The sequence below is a fragment of the Paenibacillus sp. MAEPY2 genome, assembly GCF_000499205.1.
GTDB lineage: Bacteria > Bacillota > Bacilli > Paenibacillales > Paenibacillaceae > Paenibacillus > Paenibacillus vandeheii.
The window spans coordinates 1-19,926 of record NZ_AWUK01000015.1; the positions used below are offsets into that span (position 1 = coordinate 1).

Genomic DNA, 19,926 nt, shown 5'->3' on the forward strand with positions numbered 1-19,926 from the left:
CCCACAGCCCGATCCGCCCGCCGAAGCGTCTGCCCCGCGAGCCCCCGCGTGTTTAACTAATTATTGCTTTGGCAAAGGAGGAAATTCATTGGCACAGGATCAGACGAACACTTCAGCACGTAAATCATCTCGCGCAGCGAAGGGTCACACCTACTGGGTGATTCCCGATGGTTACATTCCACCGGATAGCTCGGGCTCACTGCAGAGTCATGAGAGCATCTGTGTATTAAATACAGGCACAGTGGATGCACAGCTGCAAATAGCGATCTACTTCGAAGACAGGGAACCGCTCGAAGACATCATGGCTGAGGTGCCTGCGCGGAGAACAAAGCATATCCGGACAGCGTCGCTGAAATCGGGTGAGCAACTTATCCCCCCGGGAGTACCCTATGCGATTACCGTCTCCAGCAATGTTCCAGTTATCATCCAGTACAGTCGCCTGGATACAACTCAGCCTGAACTGGCACTCATGAGTGTTATGGCGTTTCCACTGAGATAACTTATGAATTATAAAAAGCAAAGACGACCAGGAACCCGATGATGAACTACAGGCTGCTGATCGTCTTTTTGTGCTACTCATTGTATTTATACGTACTGGCATTAAGGATTTTCACATGAACTTCCACCTTTCCGAGTTTAAACCGTTCAAGTGGATTATCCCGTTTATATACCTCTTGTCTCCATAAGGGGAGTTCATGGCGATAGAGGTGTTCCACAAAACCGTAGGAATCAATCTTGCGTGATTTGTTTTTTTCAAACGTATCGCGGATTTCGGACTCAATCTGTTTCTCCGCCTCCTTTTCCATGGTATGGGGAGACTGGTGAGAGTCATGATCCTCGATGATGGCGCTTTTAACCGAGGTAACCAGATCAAAGATGACACCATTTCCTTCTTTCCTCGCCTTAATCTTGGTCTTTGGGTTATTAAGCCTAAGCGTCAGAGCCGGAGTTTTTTTCCCACTCCTGTATACGTATAACTGATATTGATAGACGTGGTCATAATTTACGAAACGTGTACCATCCGTGTCCTTGCCCGTCACCTTGCCTTGATTTTTACCGTTTGAAATGACATAAAACCCATCCATTCTAATCAGCGGGGGAGTTTTATCTCCGTTAAACCAGGTCCGATTCTGATTAGTAATGGAAGGCAGAAGAATAACTGAAGCAGGTTCCCGAAATCCGTCAATGAGTTGATGAAGCCGGATGGGTTCATAACTGGAATGCTGCTTATACAGCTTCATCGGTTCAAACAGCTCAATGGTCTGGGCGGATTGGTTCAGCAAGGCAGAGGGAGTAAGTACATCTGTAATTTTATGATCTGTACCGTAGAGCCATGGGGTATATCTCAGTTGGCCTGAATGCAACAGGGTATTGAAGACATCCTCCAGCCTTCCATTCAACACATTTTCGGATAAGACAATCGCTTTTACATGGGTCCACAGCGTTTGTTGCTGAGAAGTTTGATACAGGTCATCAATAGCCATACTCAGCGTTGTACCCTCACCCCGTCCGATCCAGATATCGCTTGCTTCCCTTGAAGTTGGTCCATCCTGCTTGGCAATACTGGAGAAGTCAATCAGTTGCGCGTAAGCAATGTAGTGGTTGTCCACATAGTCTATCCCTACAGCCGTGATAAAGTTAATGCTCTGAACCTCTTTCGAATCCCAGCACCCGGTCAGCAGGATGAAGCAGCTTATAACCAAGCTAACCTTAGCCGTCCATCTTGTCACGGGCGTTTCCTCCGGCGAGTGGAATCCTGTGTATGGAGTACGGCCGGACGATTGGTCCGTTTCATGGAAGGAGGCATGGATACGGCTTGGGTGAAGTCACCGGGAATATAAGGTGAGACGGGTGAGAGATACGAGACGCCATAACACTCCAAGGATACCAGGTGCACCAGCAGACCGAATAGTCCAAGCATGAAACCGAATAATCCAAGGGTTGAAGAAATGATAAGCATCCCAATTCGGACTTGAGCAGTAGCCCCGCTGAGCACGGTATTCACCAAAATATAGCTGGAGATAACCGAGATAGCTACCGTGACAATGATCGTGGGGGAAGTAATTCCTGCTCGAATAGCTGCATCTCCGATAATAAGCCCGCCCACCACGCTGACGGTCTGTCCCAAGGCACGTGGAAGTCGGCGGCCAGCTTCATTAAATAGCTCGAACATAAATATCATTAAAAATGCTTCCAGCGTTACTGGCATGGGTAGACCCATCCGGGTACCTGAAATGGTTGCGAGCAGAGGCAGGGGGATCTGTTCCACATTGAAACTGGTCAGGCCGATATAAAAGCCAGGAAAGAAGCAGGCAATCAGTAATCCAGAAATGCGCAAAATTCGCTCAAAAGTAACAATGAAAAAAGGAGTACTCTCGTCTTCCGGCGATTTCAACTGATTGAATAGAGTGGTTGGAGCGATAATAGCTACTGGTGAACCTTCAATTAGAACAGCAAAGCGCCCATTTAATAGGGAGTCCACGACATAATCGGGTCGCTCCGTGTTATCCGTGAGCGGGAAGATGCTGCGAATTCCCCCCATAATCGCACGTTCCATAATGGAGGTACCGAGAAGGCCATCAATTTCAATTTTGTCGAGATTTTGGCGTGCTTCTTTCAGAATATCCGGGTTAATAATGTCTTTGACATACAACAGACCAATAGTGGTCTGGGTACGACCGCCTTTAACGTATTTCTCATAACACATGGAAGAGGTTTTCATTCGTTTGCGAACGAGGCCGATATTCACGGACAGCTCCTCAGTGAACCCATCCCGGGGCCCTTTAATCGATGACTCGATCGACGATTCCTCAGGGTTTCTCCCAGGGATATTCGCAATATCCAGACTGCAGGACTGATCCCCATTTCCGAAAACAAGCAGTAATTGTCCGCTAAAAATCAACAGGTTTAAGTTTTCTACATCTGTGAGATCATCTACCGGATTCAATGTTAATCCCAACTCTTTGGGGTGTGCTTCTTCTATGAACAGAGAATGCCGTTCCAGCCGCGGGATAATAAACTGATTGATTTGTTTGCCGTCGACCAGACCGTCGCAATAGAGCATGATCACCGACATATCGGTTGTGTCTTTGGCGGGAAAGGTCTGAATAACAACATCTGCACAGGGACTGAACTGCTCTTCGAAAGAGGCGAGCAGTGTTTCATGGGACGTGGTATCAATCGTTTGGTGCTCCATGATGTTTCCTCCTCTGATGGCGTGAACTGATGTATGCAACTGCTGTTGCAACCACCGCTAGTCCGCTCAGATACATGAGATTGAACGGGAATATGTATTGGACAAGCAGCCTTTCGAATGTCATATCATCCAGAGGATACAGCATGGAAAGAATAAATAAGATGCCAAGAATGGCACAACATAGGATCCTTCTGGAGGCGCTCTTAATATTCCAAATTTCTATTACAATATACATGGCCAGACTAATACGGGTAAAAGAACCGGCAAGCCACTGGTAAATGGAAAAGAAATCAGTCTGGGCAATATATTTGCCCAAGGAGGCGATGCGCCATTCTTCAAAGGCGGGATATCGCATTTTGGCAGCTTCAAAAGGGTCGAATTCCACGATAGCTCCAATGAGTGGGCCAAGTGTCAGCCCAAGAATAATTAGCGCAAGCATGAGGTACTGCCATACACGTATCTGCTTGGAGAGGTGGGGCTGTATGTACCAGATGAACAGCAGCTCAAACATGCCTGAAAGGCTGTAGACTGTGCCGTGGAGCACGGGGCGCCAGCCTTGTTCAAGCACTGGCAGCAGACGGCTGTAATCCTTGTATTGTGTATTAACGATAGCGACATAGAAGCCAAGCAGCACAACCAAGGGCAGGACTAATCCTGCTGTAAATGCCAGAGAACGTAATCCTTTATACGCCGCATAGGCACAGAGAGACATAAGGGCAATGCTTGTAACCAATATTGGCGTCTCTGTCAGGTAATTGGTTTTGGCCCAAGTGGTGGTATCATGCAGAGTGAGGTAGATTACGGACAGAAAAAAGAGGCTGTTTACCACCCGAAACAGCAGCCCAAGAGGCTTGCCAAGATGGGAAGTCAGCCATTCATGCAGGGTTTGGTGCTGGAGAAAACGCGAGACATAGGCAAGCATTAAAGTAAATAAAAGATAAGGGCCTGCAGACAACAGAACGGATATCCATGCATCTCTTTTGGCCGTAGACAAAAGGGCAGGGATGATCAGGACGTGGCTGATCAGGCCGACAGATAACATTATTAACATCATGGCTTGTAAAAAAGAAGGCTGTGTTGGTTTCATGCTGAGGGGACCTCTTTTCCCAATGGACTGTTCTCAGCAGTGTTAACGTGATCAAGCCTTCTCATACCGTCAGTCGAAATAACGTATCCCCATCGCTTCACGAACCTCAAGCATCGTCTCACGGGCAGCCCGGCGGGCTTGACGTGTGCCTTCCACGAGGATCTCTTTCACTTCATGCCCGTATAAGTACATAAATAAAAAAGCTTCGTCCTTCATCCTGTTTCCCTGACGGGAACAGAATAGAAGGACGAAGCTCATGCTTCGCGGTGCCACCTTAATTGGCGGCTGGTTACGGCTCTCTGAAGCATCCTGTCCTGTGTACTTCTCTTCATCATTGTTGATAATGTCCGTTTACAATTTTTCACATTGTATCACGCTTGATCTGGTTTGACCAGCCCACGTTTTCTTCCGCTCATATTGGTTCCAAGTACACCGGCAATGATCAGCAGGGCTCCGATGAAGTGGTATCCATGAACTGGTTCATGCAATATCCAGGCTCCGCCAGCAATCGAAATGAGTGTGGACAAATTACTGAATACACTCATTTTGGAAGCTTCCAGATGAGTCAGGGCATAGCTCGCCAGAAGTGTGGAGAACATGGTGGAGAGGATGGCCAGATAAGCCAGTGCCCCCAAGTAAGAAGCATCTCCGAGTGGCTTCACATAATCCATCATGGTTCCCCCCCGACGCATGACGAATCAGGGAAGCCGTGTTAAAGACTACAAATCCAACCATAAGAGTGACCCAGGTTAATTCCATGGGTTTATATTTTTGGGCCAAGGGTCTTGCCACTACTCCATATCCTGCAAAACATACCGTGGAGAGCAGCAATAAAGCTATACCTTTGAAATTTCCTGCCGACATCCCGCTTCCTTTCATCAAAAATATAAAGACTACACCAGCCACGGACAGCAGCAGGTACAGTTTTTGCATGATTGTTGTACGTTCCTTCAGAAAGATAGAGGCCAGCACAAGTGTAAATACGGGGGCCATGGCCTGAATAATGCCTGCTTCCGATGAGTTGGACGAGACGAGCCCGAATGCCTGAAAGGCAAAGAACAAAACAGGAGAGAGCAGTCCTAACGGAATGATACGCCACAGATCACGAAGAGTTAGCTTGATCTTGATCCATCCGAAAATGACAGGGATGCTGACTACGAGTAAAGACAAAGCAAAACGATGTGCAAGTACATCGATCGGATGTGCAACACTCACCGTCATTTTGACAAACAAAAAGGATAAACCAATAATGGCTGCATATAAAACAGCTGCTACATATGCGTATGGTCTAGACTGGGTATTATTGTTCATGGGGTTTCCTCCAATAAAATACGAATTTCTTTCTTTTACAGCGGCGCATATGTTGCTGTGAACGCTGTCTGGCCTTATTCAATATACTGCCAGACCAAGAGTGGTACAATAGACAAAAACGTTTACTGTACCGGTACAATTAAGGTGAGACTGAAGTCGAAGGAGAGGCGGAATCCAATGAGGAAATACGAAATGATCGCCGAATCGCTAAAGAATTGGATACAGGATCAATTGCGGCAGCAAAATAGTGGACAATGGCAGGACAAAGGAATCAAGCTCCCAGCTGTACGTGTTCTGGCTGAGCAATATCAATGCAGTGTGAGTACAGCCATACGCGCATATGAGTGGCTGGAAGAGCGACATCTGGTCTACGCGGTGCCTCAGTCCGGGTATTATGCGGTACAGAATGGAGCCGAAGTGGAGGATGGGGAGTGGCAGGGACCGCTGGATTTTGCTTCCGCAGCTCCTGACCCGCGGGTATTTCCTTATTCCGATTTTCGCCATTGTGTGGACCAGGCGATGGAGAAGAAGCAGGCAGACTTGTTTTTGTACGGAACCGAAAGAGGTTTACCTACCTTGATTGAATTGTTGCAGAAGCAATTCGCCGATTACCAGGTATTTGCCCGGAAAGAGCAGTTCTTTATTATGTCAGGCGTGCAGCAGGCCCTCGCTGTGCTGGCGCTAATGCCTTTTCCGAATGGGAAAAAGAAGGTAATGCTGGAACTGCCGGGCTATCATAATATGCCTTCGCTTCTGAATGGGCTGAATGTGCCGATTGCAGGTGTCAGACGCTCTCTGGATGGCCTGGATTGGGAAGCGCTCGAACGACAGTTCCGTGAAGAAGATATCAAATTTTTTTATGTCATGCCGCGTTTTCACAACCCGATTGGCACTTCTTTGACGGCAGCAGAGAAGAAGAGATTGATCCGGCTGGCGCAGCGTTACGATGTCTATCTGGTAGAGGATGATTTTTTGGCTGATCTGGAAGAGAACACGAAGCAGGATCCGTTAATGTCGTACGATACGGAAGGGCGGGTCATTTATCTGAAAAGCTACTCCAAAATCCTGTTTCCCGGCCTGCGGATTGGCGTGGCTATTCTGCCTGCAAGTCTTACTGCATCGTTTAGTACATACAAAAAAATGCTCGACATTGACACTGCGGTACTGTCCCAGGCTGCACTTGAGGTCTACATCCGTAACGGGATGTTTGCTCACCATGGTAAAGTCATCCGCAGCCGCTATGCTGCCCGGATGAACAAATTGTATCAACAGCTTAATGTTTTCCCGGACTTTGCTCCATTTGCACAGGCGCCGCGTACAGGCGGGGAGCATACGGTTCTTCCACTGCCTAAGGATATGCCTCTCAGGGTCTTGCTGTCCCGTTTGGATCAACGGGGAGTTATTGCCGATACAACAGAACGATATTATCCGGAAGGTGCACAGGAGGTACTTCAGGATAAAATGCTGCGGTTAAACATATCCAATGTACCCAAGCAGCGGATCAAGGAAGGGATGCGGATTATCCGTGAGGAGATAGCAAAACTGCAAAAGGCGTCCACACAAGCGGAATAATCGCTTGTGGGACGCCTTATTTCATGTGATACATTTCTATGATGCTTGCAAAAGTGCTTGCTCTGGTACGATGTGAGAATGGTTAGATGACTGATTACTCCTGAGCCATAGCTTTGAAGGAAGCTTCAGCAGCTTCCAATGTTTCTTGAACATCCTTGTCCGTATGTGCAGTGGTCAGGAACCAGGCTTCATATTTCGAAGGAGCCAGATTAATGCCACGATTCAGCATATGACGGAAGAAAGAAGCGAACAGTTCACCATCGGTATCCTGGGCTTGATCGTAGTTCGTAACCGGATGGTCACAGAAGTGGGTGGAGAAGGCACCACGAATTCGGTTGATGGTTAAAGCAATGCCATACCGATCTGCAGAAGCCTGAAGGCCTGCTGTCAGGTCGATAGCTAGACGCTCCATCTCAGCATATACACCTTCGCCTTGCAGAACTTCAAGACAAGCGATACCGGCAGAGATAGACGCAGGGTTACCAGCCATCGTTCCGGCTTGATAGGCTGGGCCGAGTGGAGCAACCTGCTCCATAACCTGTTTGCGACCACCGTAAGCACCGATCGGCAGACCGCCGCCAATGATTTTGCCAAGTGCCGTCAGATCCGGTTCAATCTCGGCATGGTTGTCTAGTCCCGCGTACGTCTGTGTAGAGCCGTAGTGGAAACGGAAGGCTGTAATTACCTCGTCATAAATGACCAGAGAGCCGTTATCCCGAGTCATGGCACAGAGTCCTTCGAGGAAGCCTGGCTCCGGCATAACCATCCCGAAATTGCCCACAATCGGTTCAACCATGACCGCAGCGACATCATCGCCCCAGCGCTCGAGAGCCGCTTTTAGGCTATCCAGATCGTTGAAGGGTACCGTGATAACTTCTTGCGCGATGCTCGTGGGAATGCCGGCACTATCCGGAATACCCAGTGTGGAAGGCCCCGAACCTGCTGCCACAAGGACCAAGTCGGAGTGACCGTGGTAACATCCGGCAAATTTCACGATCTTGTTACGTTTGGTATAGGCACGTGCAACCCGGATCGTGGTCATGACCGCTTCTGTACCGGAGTTTACAAAACGAACCTTGTCCATGGAAGGAATAGCCTCTTTCAGCATTTTGGCAAGCTGGATCTCCAGCTCCGTTGGTGTACCGTACAGGACACCATTCGCTGCTGCTTCAGTAATGGCCTTGGTTATATGGGGGTGAGCATGTCCTGTAACAATCGGGCCGTATGCCGCGAGGTAATCGATATATCGGTTGTCATCGACATCCCAGAAGTGCGCGCCTTGCGCTTTTTTCATAAATACAGGTGCACCACCGCCTACAGCTTTGAACGAGCGGGAGGGACTGTTTACACCTCCTACAATATGTTGAAGTGCTTCTTCGTATAAAATTTCGGAACGGGTACGTGATGGATTCATTAGATAACTTCCTTTCGTATTAGATAAACAAAACACAGCGAGAGGGCAGCATATGGGCTGCCCTCTGCGTGTTACACTTCTTTACTGTGCGGGTTGCTTGGTATCTAGCTCGTCACCACTTGCCGTTTTGTCTTCGGCTCCGGTAGTGCTGCCTTCTTCTTGAGCAGGAGGATGAATGATATCTTGAATGTATTGCTTAAGTTTTTCTTCATTGGTTACCGACAGCACCTCAGCTCCGCCTGGTGTACGCTCTTCCTTGAGCATTTTCATTGGCGGAATTTGCTCGCTGCCGTTCATGCTGCTCTGATATCCGAGTCCGCCCAGCTTCCACATGTCGGAGAGGGTCAGATTGGTATCTACATAAGGATTGACTTCTTCCAGAATGGAAGGCAGCTTGGCAATTGTTGTCGTTGACTGCATTTTCGCTGCTACAGCTTTGAGGAATTCACGCTGCCGCTCGGAGCGGGCATAATCCGACATGGCATCATGACGGAAACGAACGTACATGAGAGCTGTATCGCCATCCAAATGCTGATAGCCTTTTTTTAGATCAATATCGTATTCATTATTGTCCGCTTTACTTGTATAATGCATGTCCTTCTCTACGTCAAAATCCACACCGCCAACAGCGTCCACCAATTTGATGAATCCCTGGAAATCGGTGTACACATAATACTGGATAGGGATACCCAGCAGGTCTCCTGCAGCTTTCATTGCCACGTTGGGGCCATGGGTGATGGCAGTATTGATTCGTTCCTTGCCGTACCCGTCAATATTGACGTATGTGTCGCGCAGAATGGAGAATAAATTGATTTTTTTGGTGAGTGGGTCAAGGGAAACGACCATCATGCTGTCAGAACGGGGAACTTCCCCCTTCTCCAGCCCGCGGGCATCGACACCCATAACGAGAATATTGACCGTTTCGGTGCCTTCCCATTTTGGAGGATCCGGTGTACTTACTTTTTCAACATTTTCGATACCGGCAAACGGCGATTTGTCGCCTTCCTTTTGCAAGCCATTCAACTGATTGAGAATAGAACCGAAATAAAATGCCGCAGCGCCCCCAACAATCAGCACGAAGGCGGCAAGAGAAATCCAAATGGTTCTCTTCGTCTTTCTGGTCATGCTAGCTCTCCTTTGTATTCAAAATAAATGAAGATGAGTCCGATTTGATCTAGCCCGGGCTTTCCGTACACGACATTTCTGTGAGATGCAACAGAGGACGCGGCCTCAGACTATTTTTTTAAAGCTTGCTGAATTTTGACTGATACTATTATAATTTCTTTTTGGGCTACAAGCAATTTCAACAAAATCCAAGTGAGGTATAATCATGCTGGCGATTGATGTCAAAGATTTGCGCAAGTCGTTTAGCGTCCAGAAAAGCCGAGGAGGGCTCAAGGGCGCATTCCAAGACCTGTTTGCACGTCAATACCAGGAGGTATTGGCTGTAAATGATATTTCATTTCAGATTCCGCAGGGCGAAATATGCGGATATATTGGGGAGAACGGTGCCGGTAAATCAACAACGATCAAGATGTTGACCGGCATTTTGGTGCCTACTTCAGGGCAGATATCGGTTGGTGGATATGTTCCGTATCAGGAACGTGAGAAGTTTGTACAGAATATTGGTGTCGTATTTGGTCAACGCAGCCAACTATGGTGGGATATCGGTGTCATTGAGTCCTTCCATCTGCTGCGCAAGGTGTATCGTGTAGGTGAGGTCGATTTTCGCAAACGTCTGGATGAACTGGTTGAGCGGTTACAGCTTCAGGATCTGCTGAATCGTCCGGTTCGCAAGCTCAGTCTTGGACAGCGTATGCGCTGTGAACTGGTCGCTGCACTGCTGCACAATCCGGATATTGTTTTCCTGGATGAGCCAACCATTGGTCTGGATATTGTCGTGAAATCGGAAATTCGTGAATTCCTGAAAGACATGAACAAGGAACACGGAACAACCATTTTGCTGACTACCCATGATCTGCAGGACATCGAAGCGTTATGCTCAAGAGTTATTATGCTCGATGCAGGCAATATCATTTATGATGGCGGTTTGGATCATCTGAAGTCCCAGTGGGGCAAGGAACGGGAAATCCGATTCAAGTTCGGCACGGGTCACACCATGGAGCAAATGCTGGAATGGACTGCTGCACTGCCTGTTCGCTGGACGGTGGAGAATGAACTGTCCGCATCGGTCTGGATTCCACTTGAACTCAATGTGTCGGATGTGCTTGGGCGTGTTGTTGGACAGGCAGATATTACCGATATTCAGATTATTGAGATTAACACGGATGAGATCGTGCGCAGTATTTACCAATCCGGTTCCGCTGAGCGTCCCGAGATTGTGGGAGCCGGGAACGGAACGGTGGGTGTATCCTAAGATGAATAGTGCATTTTTTGATTTTATGCGCATCCGGTTCCTGACGATGCTTGCATACCGGGTGAATTATTATTCCGGCATTTTGATATATACGCTGAATATCGGCGTGTATTACTTTACCTGGCAAGCCATTTACGGCAGTAGTGGTGAACTGGGCGGTTTTACGGCAGCTCAGATGACGACTTATGTGGCGGTATCGTGGATGGCGCGTGCGTTTTATTTTAACAACCTAGACCGGGAAATAGCCACAGACATTCGGGATGGCTCCATTGCCATTCAATTTATAAGACCGATCAATTATGTCATGGTCAAAATGATGCAGGGTCTGGGTGAAGGGATTTTCCGTTTCCTGCTGCTCATGATTCCGGGAATGCTCATTGCCATTCTGTTGTTCCCGGTTGAACTGCCCACGGCGCCGTCCGCGTGGATTGGTTTTCTGGTCATGCTGTTCTTCAGTTTCCTTATTAACTCCCAGATTAATGTCATTACGGGACTGGCCGCATTCTTTGTGGAAAACAATGAGGGCATGATGCGCATGAAACGCGTCGTGGTTGATCTGTTCTCCGGTCTGATTATCCCAATCAGCCTCTATCCGGGCTGGATGTCCGCAGTGATGAAAGTATTGCCTTTTCAGGCCATTACCTATCTGCCCGGCTCCGTCTTCACCGGAAGAGTGGAAGGCACTGGCATCTGGAGTGTACTCGGCATTCAGGTGTTCTGGTTTGTCATACTGCTCATTCCGATGATGCTGATCTGGCGTCAGGCGCGCAAGCGTCTGTTCGTGCAAGGAGGGTAACCAAGTGTACTATTTGGGTCTGATCTGGGAATATTTAAAAAATTACATGAAAACACGTCTCACGTACCGCGCCGACTTTTGGGTCGAGATCCTTTCGGATTTGCTGTTTCAGGCAACCAATCTGATCTTCATCTTTGTAGTTTTCCGACATACGGATAATTTGGGCGGCTGGAGTGAGAGTGAAGTCCTTTTTGTCTATGGATATTTTATGGTGCCTTACGGCATCTTCAGTTGCTTTATCAATCTGTGGGGGTTCAGTGAACGGTATATTGTCAAAGGTGAGATGGATCGCATATTGACTCGGCCTGCCCATAACCTGTTCCAGATTTTACTTGAAAATGTGGACCCGCCCGCTCTCGTTGGTTCGTTTATTGGCCTAATTATTATGGGCATTAGTGGTGCGGAGATGGGGCTTGCACTGGAGTGGTGGCATATTCCGGCCCTCATTATTCTTGCTCTGAGTTCCGTGTTAATCTATGCAGGAATCTATATCACCTTAACGTCGTTGTCTTTCTATTCGGACGCGCCTACAGGCATCCTGCCATTAATGTACAACATTCAGGGATATGGACGTTATCCGGTAACCATCTATAACCGTGCAATTCAGGTCCTGTTAACATGGGTCATTCCGTTTGCTTTTGTGGGCATTTATCCCGCAGCTCTGTTCCTGGAACGAACGGAAATGCATCGTATGGCGATGCTGACACCTGTGATGGGGTTAGTGTTTGGCTCTATGGGCCTTCTGCTCTGGAACTATGGCGTGAAGAAGTATCGCGGAGCAGGATCATAACTGAAGCCCTTTACGGAAGCATAGACGAAATAAAGGAGGAAATGAGATGACATTAACCGAAGGAAAGTTGGCACCAGACTTCGAACTTCCGTCCAGTACGGGAGAGACGGTAAAGCTCTCGGATTATCGCGGGCAGCGGGTGTTGATATATTTTTACCCAAAGGATATGACTTCGTCCTGCACCCAGCAGGCATGTGATTTCCGTGATCGTCATGAGGAATTCAAGGGGTTAAATACAGTTATTCTGGGGATTAGTGTTGATCCGATGAAGCAGCACGACAAATTCATTGCCAAATACGGCTTGCCATTCATCTTGTTGTCAGACGAAGAACATCAGGTTGCCGAGCAATACGGCGTATGGCAGCTCAAGAAGTTGTATGGCAAGGAATATATGGGGATGGTACGCTCCACGTTCCTTATTGATGAAGAGGGTGTCCTTCTGAAGTCGTGGTCGAAAGTGAGAGTCAAAGGACATATTGAAGCTGCGCTGGAAGCGGTAAGGGAGTTATAAAAAAATATTAAAGGCTGTGCTCGCGGATTCTGACGTGAACACAGCCTTTTTTATGTAGAAACACGATCAGAATTTGTCTGGTTGTTCTTGCCAGAACGGATCTTATGAACCAGTAGAAGGAGGAGCGGAATGATAAAACATACGGTTATATCCCAATCCACCCAGGCAGGCATAATGGTTTCAATATAAAAAATGACATTGGGAGAAATCAGGATGGACAATGAAAACATGAGCAGGGATGAAGGGAGAATGAGTGGTTTGTATGTTTTTAACCGAAACAGCTGAGCTAGTCCGATCACAAAAGCAAACATGTACAGCAGGCTTTTAAAATAGGTTGCAATTAACCAGGCAGTAGCCATGAAGGCTTCAATACGCTCAAAAAAGTTGCCGAGATTAATTTTTTGAGACAGGGTGTAGGAAATGAAAATGTTATGCTGGGTCAGAAAAGGTCCTACAACCATAAGGGAAAACAATAACAGCACACATAGTAGCAGACCTCCACAGAAAGTGGCAAGCAACAGATCTCGTTTAACGTGTGACCCTGACGTCACATAAGGAAGAATCATCGTAATTACGATCAGTTCCCCGAAGGAGGTAAATGCTCCGCGAATTACGGTTTCAACCAAATGGACCCAGCTGCTGCTCAGGAATGGTCGCAGATGTGAAGCGTCTATTTTGGGAAGCAGCCCCACGAACAGGAGAGCCATAAAGACAACAACAATAGGAGTCAATAGTTCACTCGTTGCCCCCATGGTTTGCAACCCTTTCATTAGGCCCCAGATTAGCGCACACAAGAGCATAATTAAAATAACACGGATGGGGGTTTCGAGGTAGATTTGAGTCGTCATGAAGTCTCCAACCTCACGGATACAGATGGCAGCGCCAATGGCGAAATAGAACAGGTAACCAGCAGACAAGATCGATCCAATCCATGGACCAAGCAATTTCTGGCAAATCTCAATTAAAGATTGTTCAGGGTAGGTTTGATGTAGTTTGTAAAAGATCCAAATGATAAATAGACCGATAGGCTGGCTGAGGAAAGAACATATCCATGCATCCTGTTTGCCCAAGGTTGTGACCAATGAAGGATAGATCAGAATCATATCCCCAACCATGACAAGAAAGGTAAGCAGGGCAAATTGCCGAATGGTTATTTTATCTTTAATAATCATGGTCTCTATCCTCCTTTCTAATCGACAGCTAACAGAGGCATCGATATTATGCTATCCGGAAGACTTTGTTTTCCATCCTTTTTTGAACGTATGCACCAACAATAATAATCCAGGAAAAATAATACATAATGTGGTGTCCCAATCTACCCAGTATGGAACGACGGTAATGACAATGAAAGTCAAATTGGGCGAGACCAAATTGGCAAGGGCAAATACTAACAAGGATGTTGGCAAGATAAGCATGCGATACTGCTTGAGCCTGAATAATTCGGCACACCCAACAATAAATGCATACAAATACACTATTGCTTTGACATACGTGGAGATTAGCCAGGAAGAAGCCATAATGGCTTCGATCCGTTCAAAGAAGCCACCTATATTAATCTTCTGAGATAAAACAAAGGAAGCATAAATATTATGCTGTGTAAGGAAAGCGCCTAGAACGAGCAAGGAGATGGTAACCAGGATCGCAAGCAATAGGTTTCCAGCTCCTGCTGACAAAAGTACGTCCCGGGTCTGGTGCGCCTGTTTTATTGTGTAAGGAAGAACCATCATAATGGGAATCAGTTCACCTACCGGATATATGATACTCACGAGAGTTCCCTGAAGGATGGGAACGACGCTAGTGTCCTTCAAAGGTTTCAAATTGCTGGGATCAATCTGGGGCAGCAGAGAGAGTGCAAGTACAAAAATAAATACGATTAGGATAGGCATCAGTAATTCACTGCTGCGTCCTATTGTCTCTAAGCCATGATACAGGCCCCAGCCCAAGGTGATGACAAACATCAGAATGATAACTCGAATTGGAGTATATTGAAAAATTTGAGACGTGATGAAGTCTCCGACTTCTCTGGTATGGGCTGAAGCCCCTATGGCAAAAAAGAAAAGGTAAAATACGGAAATTAAAGAACCTGGCCAAAATCCCAGGATACTGCGCAGAATCTGTATCAGATTTTTCTCTGGATACAAGCTGCATAACTTTAAGTACATTAGCATGAGCAGCATTCCGAGTGGAACGCCGATAAGAGCACATATCCAGGAATCCTGTTTGGCATAGGAAGTGATAACCGAAGGATAGATCAGCATCATATCCCCGACCACCATCATGAATATAAGGGTGGACAATTGTCTTATTCCGATGCGGCCCTGTTCAAGCATAATGTCCACCTCCTTTTTTTCCTAAGTTCCAGTCAAGTGTGCTAAAAATTGATTTACCGGTTCATAGATCCAGATGATGAGATAAAGCGGACTGGGGAATTCCCACAAATTGACCGCAAATACACTGAGGAAGGTAGCCAAGAGCAGCAAGGCACTGTACACAATAGTTTCTTTCCATTCCTTACGACGGATGAGTCCAGGCAGATCGAACCACCCAATGAGCCCTGCAGTCACAATGACACTAAGTGTAAGTAGCACCCTGTCTCACTCCCTAATTTGATCTTTGAACGAATCATCCAGTGTGCCTACACGTTTGATTTGCACATTGATATCGTAATGAACATCCAGATTTTCGAGATATTCGTCCCAATCCTTTTCCACCTTTTTAAAAAACTTGGGATCCGAGTGATAGACCTCTTGCCCAAACCCGAATATATCGACATGAAATTTGCGCTGTACCGATTTAATGGATTCTTGCATCAGATCTTTAAGTCGTTCCTCACTGTCTCGTTCCAGTTCCTTGAGGACTTTCATTGAACCAATTTTAATTCCGCATTCCACGGCACCAATAGATGATACATTTTTTATCTTAATGTCGATTACAGGGTGTCCCGCAACGACTTTTGCTTTGCGTTTGGTTGTTGTTCGAAGTGTTTTAAAGGTCACATAACCATCCTTTCGACAAGGAAGATGACCGATCGTGGATACCACATTGTTTCGAATATAGTTATATCCCTTGGATTCATCCTCTGTTAGCCAACCAACCAATTTGTCTCCCTTGAATACGGACAATCCGGTTGAATTTAAGCTTGCGGGAGACTTGATTGTCGCAATATTAGCTTGACTGCCACTTTTGTCCGCTTCACCAACAACCTCAACCCCTGTGATTACCGGCTGTATTCCGGGAGAAAGGATATATTCCATTAATTGATCCCCGGTTACGGTTGTAGTGGGTGACCAGGTCTTGGTGGATACATCCAGTGAATTAAACATCTTTTCTGCAGGTAAGTTCTCAAGTGGTGTTAGCACGTCAAGTACTTTGGAGGCTGTTGTGTTACGTGCAACCATGACGTAATAATCAGGACGGACGGTAGGTTCACGCATTAATGCTTCAGTAATGTCGTAAATCCCGACTTTCCGTGCATACTCTTCACCAATGACCATCACACGGATATGCGCCATGAAAATGCGGCGTGGGCTTGATTGTGTTAACTTTTGAATGGCTTCAAACAGTGTAGGGGCAGAAGCCTGATACTGAGTCACTGGCGTTCCTTTACCACCCCCTGACTTGGAGGATACTTCATTTGGAACAACAACCTGGGCACTCACCTTGATCATGTCTCCATCCTTGTCCACACCAAGACCCAGCATGATGCCAAGTTCATTGAGTTCCTGTCGATCCCAGCATCCGGTAAGGAGAGGGAGCAGAACGGCAAAAGATAGAATCAATTGTAGACATTTGTTCATACACGTTCTCCTTACCGATTATCGCTTCGTTTTTTTGTTTGCCTGTCTGGTTACGTTCGGAGTTCCGGTAGAGATCGGACGGGTTTTCATCCGGGACCAAGGCACGCGGAAAATGGTATCTTTGAGGTCTTTCCCGATATAAGGTGCAAACGGGGACATATAAGACACACCAAAGGATCTTAAACTGCATAGATGGGTTACCGTAATCAGCAGAACCATCAGAATCCCGTAGAAACCAAAGGCCGCAGCTAGAATCATCAGGACAAAACGCAGAATCCGTACAGAGATGGAAAGTCCATTTTCCGGAATAACATAACTGGATATCGCTGTAATGGATACGATAATAACCATGGCAGCCGATACAACGCCTGCATCTACTGCGGCCTGACCAATAACAAGGGTACCCACAATGGAAACGGCCTGACCGACAGTCTTCGGAATCCGGATGCCGGCTTCACGCAAAATTTCATAGGTTAGCTCCATTAAGATGGCTTCAATGAATGCCGGGAATGGAACACCTTCACGCTGAGCTGCCAGACTAATAAGCAGGTTGGTAGGCAGCATTTCCTGGTGAAAGGTAGTAATAGCAATATAAAAGGATGGAGCGAGCAGTGCGATAAAGAAAGCCAGATAACGGATTAGTCGAATTAATGAACTGATGTCGGCACGTTGGTAGTAATCTTCGGGAGACTGAAAGAAATGAACAAACAGGGCAGGGACAAGCAGTACGAAAGGAGTTCCGTCTATAATGATCGCTACCCGACCTTCAAGCAGTGCAGCACATACGCTGTCTGGTCGCTCACTGTTATAAACCGTAGGGAAGATCGTACCTGTTTTGTCCTGTATGAGTTCCTCGATATATCCGCTTTCCAGAATAGCGTCAATATCAATCTCATCCAGTCTGCGCCGCAGTTCTTTTACAACCTCTTGATCAACGATATCCTCCAGATATACCACTGCTACCCTGGTGTTCGTGACTCGACCAAGCTCCCTTTCCTCAATCCAGAGATGGGGGTCTCGAATTCGTTTGCGAATTAAGCCTGTATTTGTACGTAAGTTTTCATTGAAGCCTTCCATAGGCCCTCGAACAACGGTCTGGGAGATCGGTTCACCGACGGGACGGTCTTCCCAGCCTGCTGCTGCAATTTTCAGGCCCTGAGTGGAACCTTCTAGGAGCACAACGGCAAAGCCCGCCAGAAGGGCATCAAGAATGTCTTTCATCTCATCAATTAATAACACGTTACTGGCCGCTAGCACGTCATTCTGGAGATAGACCAGATGCTCATTATCCTCCGAAAACTCAGGTATCTCCCGGGTCTGTAACAAGGATTCCAGGATGGAACGATTGATAATCTGCACATCCACCATTCCATCGATGTACAACATGACAGAAGGCCATTTTTGCAAACATTGCAGTGGGCGAACCATCAAGTCTTTGCTATTCCCCATCACTTGGTTGCAGTAATCTATATTATCCGTAAGATTCGGAGATATCGTCTGATCCTGACTGCTCTGCGATGCTGTACTCATTCCTTCACCCCTTATACACCCTATATTTGCAAATTAGTATGACCTGGATGAATCAGGATTATCACAAATGTGTTATTGATTATCCCGCAGAAAAAAAAGAACATTGTCAATCCTTTCTTATTAGCATAATATCTAATTAGATTTATATCTAATTTTGAGAAGAGGGTTTTTCATGTTGTTCAGATCTTCCATATTACTTCTGCTACAAAAAGAATCGGAGTACCGCAAGTTCTTTGTCGCGGGATTAGTGAACGGCATAGGTGACCGTTTCTGTCAGGTCGCCATGCTTTCGCTAATTCTCAGTACAACAGGATCTGGACTTGCCATAGGACTAGCCCTTGGTCTGCGTGTGCTTCCATTTCTGCTGCTCGCCCCGGCAGGAGGCATGTTAACCATACGCTTCTCACGGCGAAAGATTATGCTGCTTACTAATCTGATAAGGGTGCCTCTTGCTCTGAGTTATTTGCTTGTGAACAGTGCAGATGATATGTGGATTCTATACACAGCGAGTACTTTACTAGCGTGTGGTGAGGCTATCTATGCGCCTGTCCGAAAATCAGGAATACCATTGCTTGTTCAACCGGAGAATTTGCTCAAAATTAACGGACTTGAACAGGTAATGAACGGTACCGTGCTGATAGTAGGTGCCTTTCTTGGGGGAATCACATCTTCCGTGATTGGTCCACAGGCTGCATTTATTACGAATGCCTTATGCTTTCTAATAGCAGCAGGTTTAATACGCAACGTATCTTTTCCGCCTATGGTTGAGACTGAACCAAGTGAGAGTACTTTTGGAAGGGGAGATGGTTCTGGAGGTGCTGTTTCTGCAAATTCTGTGATCGCTCGTAACTCCGTTGCAGCGCCTATTTTCTTGGTTATATGGCGGTTGGTTCGGTCCTCTGTAGCATTACAGATCATCATCCTGTTCGAGTTGTGGGTACCGGTCATAAATGGGATCGACAATGTATTGATTAGCGTATATGCCATTGAAGTGTTTGGCCTTGGGGATTGGGGTGTAGGTCTGTTCTATGCGGCGCTAGGTATAGGGCTGGTATTAAGCAACTGGTGCGCTCGTTATTTTCAGCAATGGTTACTCCCGGGAGTAGTCATGTGTCTACTCGTAGAAGGGGGATTACTTATGCTGCTTAGTATGGCGACTCTGCCTGTGATCGCAGTTCTGATCTATATTCTGCTAGCCCTTATGTCGGGGGTAGGCAATGCTTGTCTGGATACATTGTTGATGGGAGAAACACCTGAGAAATACCGAGGACTCATCTATGGTTTGGTGACGGCGTGCAGTAGTAGCATGCTGGGGTTATCCATGTTTGGTGCGGGTTTATTATTGGAAGTGGTTGAGCCCCGTAAGCTTGGTTTCGCAGGAGGTTTGGGTTTCGCAGCAATTGCTTTTTTGCTTACCGCTTATGGATGGCTAAGGGCACGTAAAGCTTTTAAGATTAGACGCACAACCAAAAGAACATGAAAAATAGGAGCCGCGCATGCAGCTCCTTGCTAATAACAGAGAGTTAACCCGGAGGTTTGGCACCC

Annotated in this window: 18 protein-coding genes and 1 pseudogene; 7 read left to right on the forward strand and 12 right to left on the reverse strand. The window is 46.8% G+C overall.

All coding sequences use genetic code 11. The annotated features are described in order from the left end of the window. The first annotated feature begins 88 nt into the window (after positions 1 to 88). Complete coding sequence (locus P364_RS0114105; protein WP_024630755.1) at positions 89 to 499, forward strand: sensory rhodopsin transducer; 411 nt, start codon at positions 89 to 91, stop codon at positions 497 to 499. A 73-nt stretch (positions 500 to 572) separates the two neighbouring features. On the opposite strand, the gene P364_RS0114110 is transcribed toward P364_RS0114105, so the two are convergent. The 5 genes and pseudogenes from P364_RS0114110 to P364_RS35325 all read right to left on the reverse strand — a co-directional run bounded on the left by P364_RS0114110 (position 573) and on the right by P364_RS35325 (position 5,594). Then, a complete protein-coding gene (locus P364_RS0114110) occupies positions 573 to 1,730 on the reverse strand; it encodes a Ger(x)C family spore germination protein (protein WP_024630756.1) in 1,158 nt (385 codons plus the stop codon). Beyond that, positions 1,727 to 3,196: a spore germination protein gene (locus P364_RS0114115; RefSeq protein WP_024630757.1), complete on the reverse strand. Its 1,470-nt coding sequence runs from the start codon at positions 3,194 to 3,196 to the stop codon at positions 1,727 to 1,729. Before P364_RS0114115 ends, P364_RS0114110 begins: the two co-directional genes overlap by 4 nt. After that, positions 3,177 to 4,283, reverse strand: coding sequence for a GerAB/ArcD/ProY family transporter (locus tag P364_RS0114120; RefSeq protein WP_024630758.1), 1,107 nt, complete (start codon positions 4,281 to 4,283; stop codon positions 3,177 to 3,179). The genes P364_RS0114115 and P364_RS0114120 overlap by 20 nt, the downstream gene beginning before the upstream one ends. Positions 4,284 to 4,352: 69 nt before the next feature. Then, positions 4,353 to 4,541, reverse strand: coding sequence for a hypothetical protein (locus P364_RS37810; RefSeq protein WP_029880990.1), 189 nt, complete (start codon positions 4,539 to 4,541; stop codon positions 4,353 to 4,355). 113 nt (positions 4,542 to 4,654) lie between these two features. Further along, a pseudogene (locus P364_RS35325) lies at positions 4,655 to 5,594 on the reverse strand (DMT family transporter). Positions 5,595 to 5,771: 177 nt separating this feature from the next. On the opposite strand from P364_RS35325, the gene P364_RS0114135 reads away from it, so the two are divergent. After that, positions 5,772 to 7,166 (forward strand): aminotransferase-like domain-containing protein, encoded by a 1,395-nt coding sequence (locus tag P364_RS0114135; protein ID WP_024630759.1) that lies wholly within the window; start codon positions 5,772 to 5,774, stop codon positions 7,164 to 7,166. Between the two features lie 94 nt (positions 7,167 to 7,260). Here P364_RS0114135 and P364_RS0114140 read toward each other — a convergent pair whose 3' ends face one another. Together P364_RS0114140 and P364_RS0114145 are read right to left on the reverse strand one after the other, a co-directional pair. After that, entirely contained in the window at positions 7,261 to 8,580 is a 1,320-nt protein-coding gene (locus P364_RS0114140; protein ID WP_024630760.1) for a glutamate-1-semialdehyde 2,1-aminomutase, read from the reverse strand. Positions 8,581 to 8,661: 81 nt separating this feature from the next. Further along, complete coding sequence (locus P364_RS0114145; protein WP_024630761.1) at positions 8,662 to 9,705, reverse strand: LCP family protein; 1,044 nt, start codon at positions 9,703 to 9,705, stop codon at positions 8,662 to 8,664. Between the two features lie 205 nt (positions 9,706 to 9,910). Between P364_RS0114145 and P364_RS0114150 the strand changes: the two genes are divergently transcribed. The 4 genes from P364_RS0114150 to bcp are packed head-to-tail and all read left to right on the forward strand — an operon-like array spanning position 9,911 to position 13,054. Further along, positions 9,911 to 10,957 (forward strand): ABC transporter ATP-binding protein, encoded by a 1,047-nt coding sequence (locus P364_RS0114150; protein WP_024630762.1) that lies wholly within the window; start codon positions 9,911 to 9,913, stop codon positions 10,955 to 10,957. 1 nt (position 10,958) lies between these two features. Beyond that, positions 10,959 to 11,753 carry an ABC transporter permease gene (locus P364_RS0114155; RefSeq protein WP_024630763.1) on the forward strand — a complete coding sequence of 265 codons (795 nt, stop codon included), beginning with the start codon at positions 10,959 to 10,961 and terminating at the stop codon, positions 11,751 to 11,753. Between the two features lie 46 nt (positions 11,754 to 11,799). Beyond that, complete coding sequence (locus P364_RS0114160; RefSeq protein WP_173405224.1) at positions 11,800 to 12,543, forward strand: ABC transporter permease; 744 nt, start codon at positions 11,800 to 11,802, stop codon at positions 12,541 to 12,543. A 46-nt stretch (positions 12,544 to 12,589) separates the two neighbouring features. Next, positions 12,590 to 13,054 (forward strand): thioredoxin-dependent thiol peroxidase, encoded by a 465-nt coding sequence (gene bcp, locus P364_RS0114165; RefSeq protein WP_024630765.1) that lies wholly within the window; start codon positions 12,590 to 12,592, stop codon positions 13,052 to 13,054. A 50-nt stretch (positions 13,055 to 13,104) separates the two neighbouring features. On the opposite strand, the gene P364_RS0114170 is transcribed toward bcp, so the two are convergent. From P364_RS0114170 to P364_RS0114190, 5 genes are read right to left on the reverse strand one after another with little or no spacing between them, the layout of a single operon-like run. Further along, positions 13,105 to 14,226 carry a GerAB/ArcD/ProY family transporter gene (locus tag P364_RS0114170; RefSeq protein WP_024630766.1) on the reverse strand — a complete coding sequence of 374 codons (1,122 nt, stop codon included), beginning with the start codon at positions 14,224 to 14,226 and terminating at the stop codon, positions 13,105 to 13,107. A 51-nt stretch (positions 14,227 to 14,277) separates the two neighbouring features. Then, positions 14,278 to 15,384: a GerAB/ArcD/ProY family transporter gene (locus tag P364_RS0114175; protein ID WP_024630767.1), complete on the reverse strand. Its 1,107-nt coding sequence runs from the start codon at positions 15,382 to 15,384 to the stop codon at positions 14,278 to 14,280. Positions 15,385 to 15,405: 21 nt separating this feature from the next. Then, positions 15,406 to 15,642 (reverse strand): hypothetical protein, encoded by a 237-nt coding sequence (locus tag P364_RS0114180; protein ID WP_024630768.1) that lies wholly within the window; start codon positions 15,640 to 15,642, stop codon positions 15,406 to 15,408. A gap of 6 nt (positions 15,643 to 15,648) precedes the next feature. Continuing rightward, positions 15,649 to 16,851 (reverse strand): Ger(x)C family spore germination protein, encoded by a 1,203-nt coding sequence (locus P364_RS0114185; protein ID WP_024630769.1) that lies wholly within the window; start codon positions 16,849 to 16,851, stop codon positions 15,649 to 15,651. Positions 16,852 to 16,869: 18 nt separating this feature from the next. After that, entirely contained in the window at positions 16,870 to 18,381 is a 1,512-nt protein-coding gene (locus P364_RS0114190; protein ID WP_024630770.1) for a spore germination protein, read from the reverse strand. Positions 18,382 to 18,553: 172 nt separating this feature from the next. Here P364_RS0114190 and P364_RS0114195 point away from each other — a divergent pair, with 172 nt between their 5' ends. After that, the gene (locus tag P364_RS0114195) at positions 18,554 to 19,861 is read left to right on the forward strand and encodes an MFS transporter (protein ID WP_024630771.1); all 1,308 of its coding nucleotides are present in this window, start codon (positions 18,554 to 18,556) and stop codon (positions 19,859 to 19,861) included. The last annotated feature ends 65 nt before the right edge of the window (positions 19,862 to 19,926 follow it).

What these genes read in the sequence shown, in the direction of transcription:
- P364_RS0114155 (WP_024630763.1), top strand. Translation starts at nt 10,959, where the DNA reads ATGAATAGTGCATTTTTTGATTTTATGCGCATCCGGTTCCTGACGATG.
- bcp (WP_024630765.1), top strand. Translation starts at nt 12,590, where the DNA reads ATGACATTAACCGAAGGAAAGTTGGCACCAGACTTCGAACTTCCGTCC.
- P364_RS0114120 (WP_024630758.1), bottom strand. Translation starts at nt 4,283, where the DNA reads ATGAAACCAACACAGCCTTCTTTTTTACAAGCCATGATGTTAATAATG.
- P364_RS0114135 (WP_024630759.1), top strand. Translation starts at nt 5,772, where the DNA reads ATGAGGAAATACGAAATGATCGCCGAATCGCTAAAGAATTGGATACAG.
- P364_RS0114145 (WP_024630761.1), bottom strand. Translation starts at nt 9,705, where the DNA reads ATGACCAGAAAGACGAAGAGAACCATTTGGATTTCTCTTGCCGCCTTC.
- P364_RS37810 (WP_029880990.1), bottom strand. Translation starts at nt 4,541, where the DNA reads ATGAGCTTCGTCCTTCTATTCTGTTCCCGTCAGGGAAACAGGATGAAG.
- P364_RS0114115 (WP_024630757.1), bottom strand. Translation starts at nt 3,196, where the DNA reads ATGGAGCACCAAACGATTGATACCACGTCCCATGAAACACTGCTCGCC.
- P364_RS0114140 (WP_024630760.1), bottom strand. Translation starts at nt 8,580, where the DNA reads ATGAATCCATCACGTACCCGTTCCGAAATTTTATACGAAGAAGCACTT.
- P364_RS0114150 (WP_024630762.1), top strand. Translation starts at nt 9,911, where the DNA reads ATGCTGGCGATTGATGTCAAAGATTTGCGCAAGTCGTTTAGCGTCCAG.
- P364_RS0114175 (WP_024630767.1), bottom strand. Translation starts at nt 15,384, where the DNA reads ATGCTTGAACAGGGCCGCATCGGAATAAGACAATTGTCCACCCTTATA.
- P364_RS0114195 (WP_024630771.1), top strand. Translation starts at nt 18,554, where the DNA reads ATGTTGTTCAGATCTTCCATATTACTTCTGCTACAAAAAGAATCGGAG.
- P364_RS0114160 (WP_173405224.1), top strand. Translation starts at nt 11,800, where the DNA reads ATGAAAACACGTCTCACGTACCGCGCCGACTTTTGGGTCGAGATCCTT.
- P364_RS0114190 (WP_024630770.1), bottom strand. Translation starts at nt 18,381, where the DNA reads ATGAGTACAGCATCGCAGAGCAGTCAGGATCAGACGATATCTCCGAAT.
- P364_RS0114170 (WP_024630766.1), bottom strand. Translation starts at nt 14,226, where the DNA reads ATGATTATTAAAGATAAAATAACCATTCGGCAATTTGCCCTGCTTACC.
- P364_RS0114185 (WP_024630769.1), bottom strand. Translation starts at nt 16,851, where the DNA reads ATGAACAAATGTCTACAATTGATTCTATCTTTTGCCGTTCTGCTCCCT.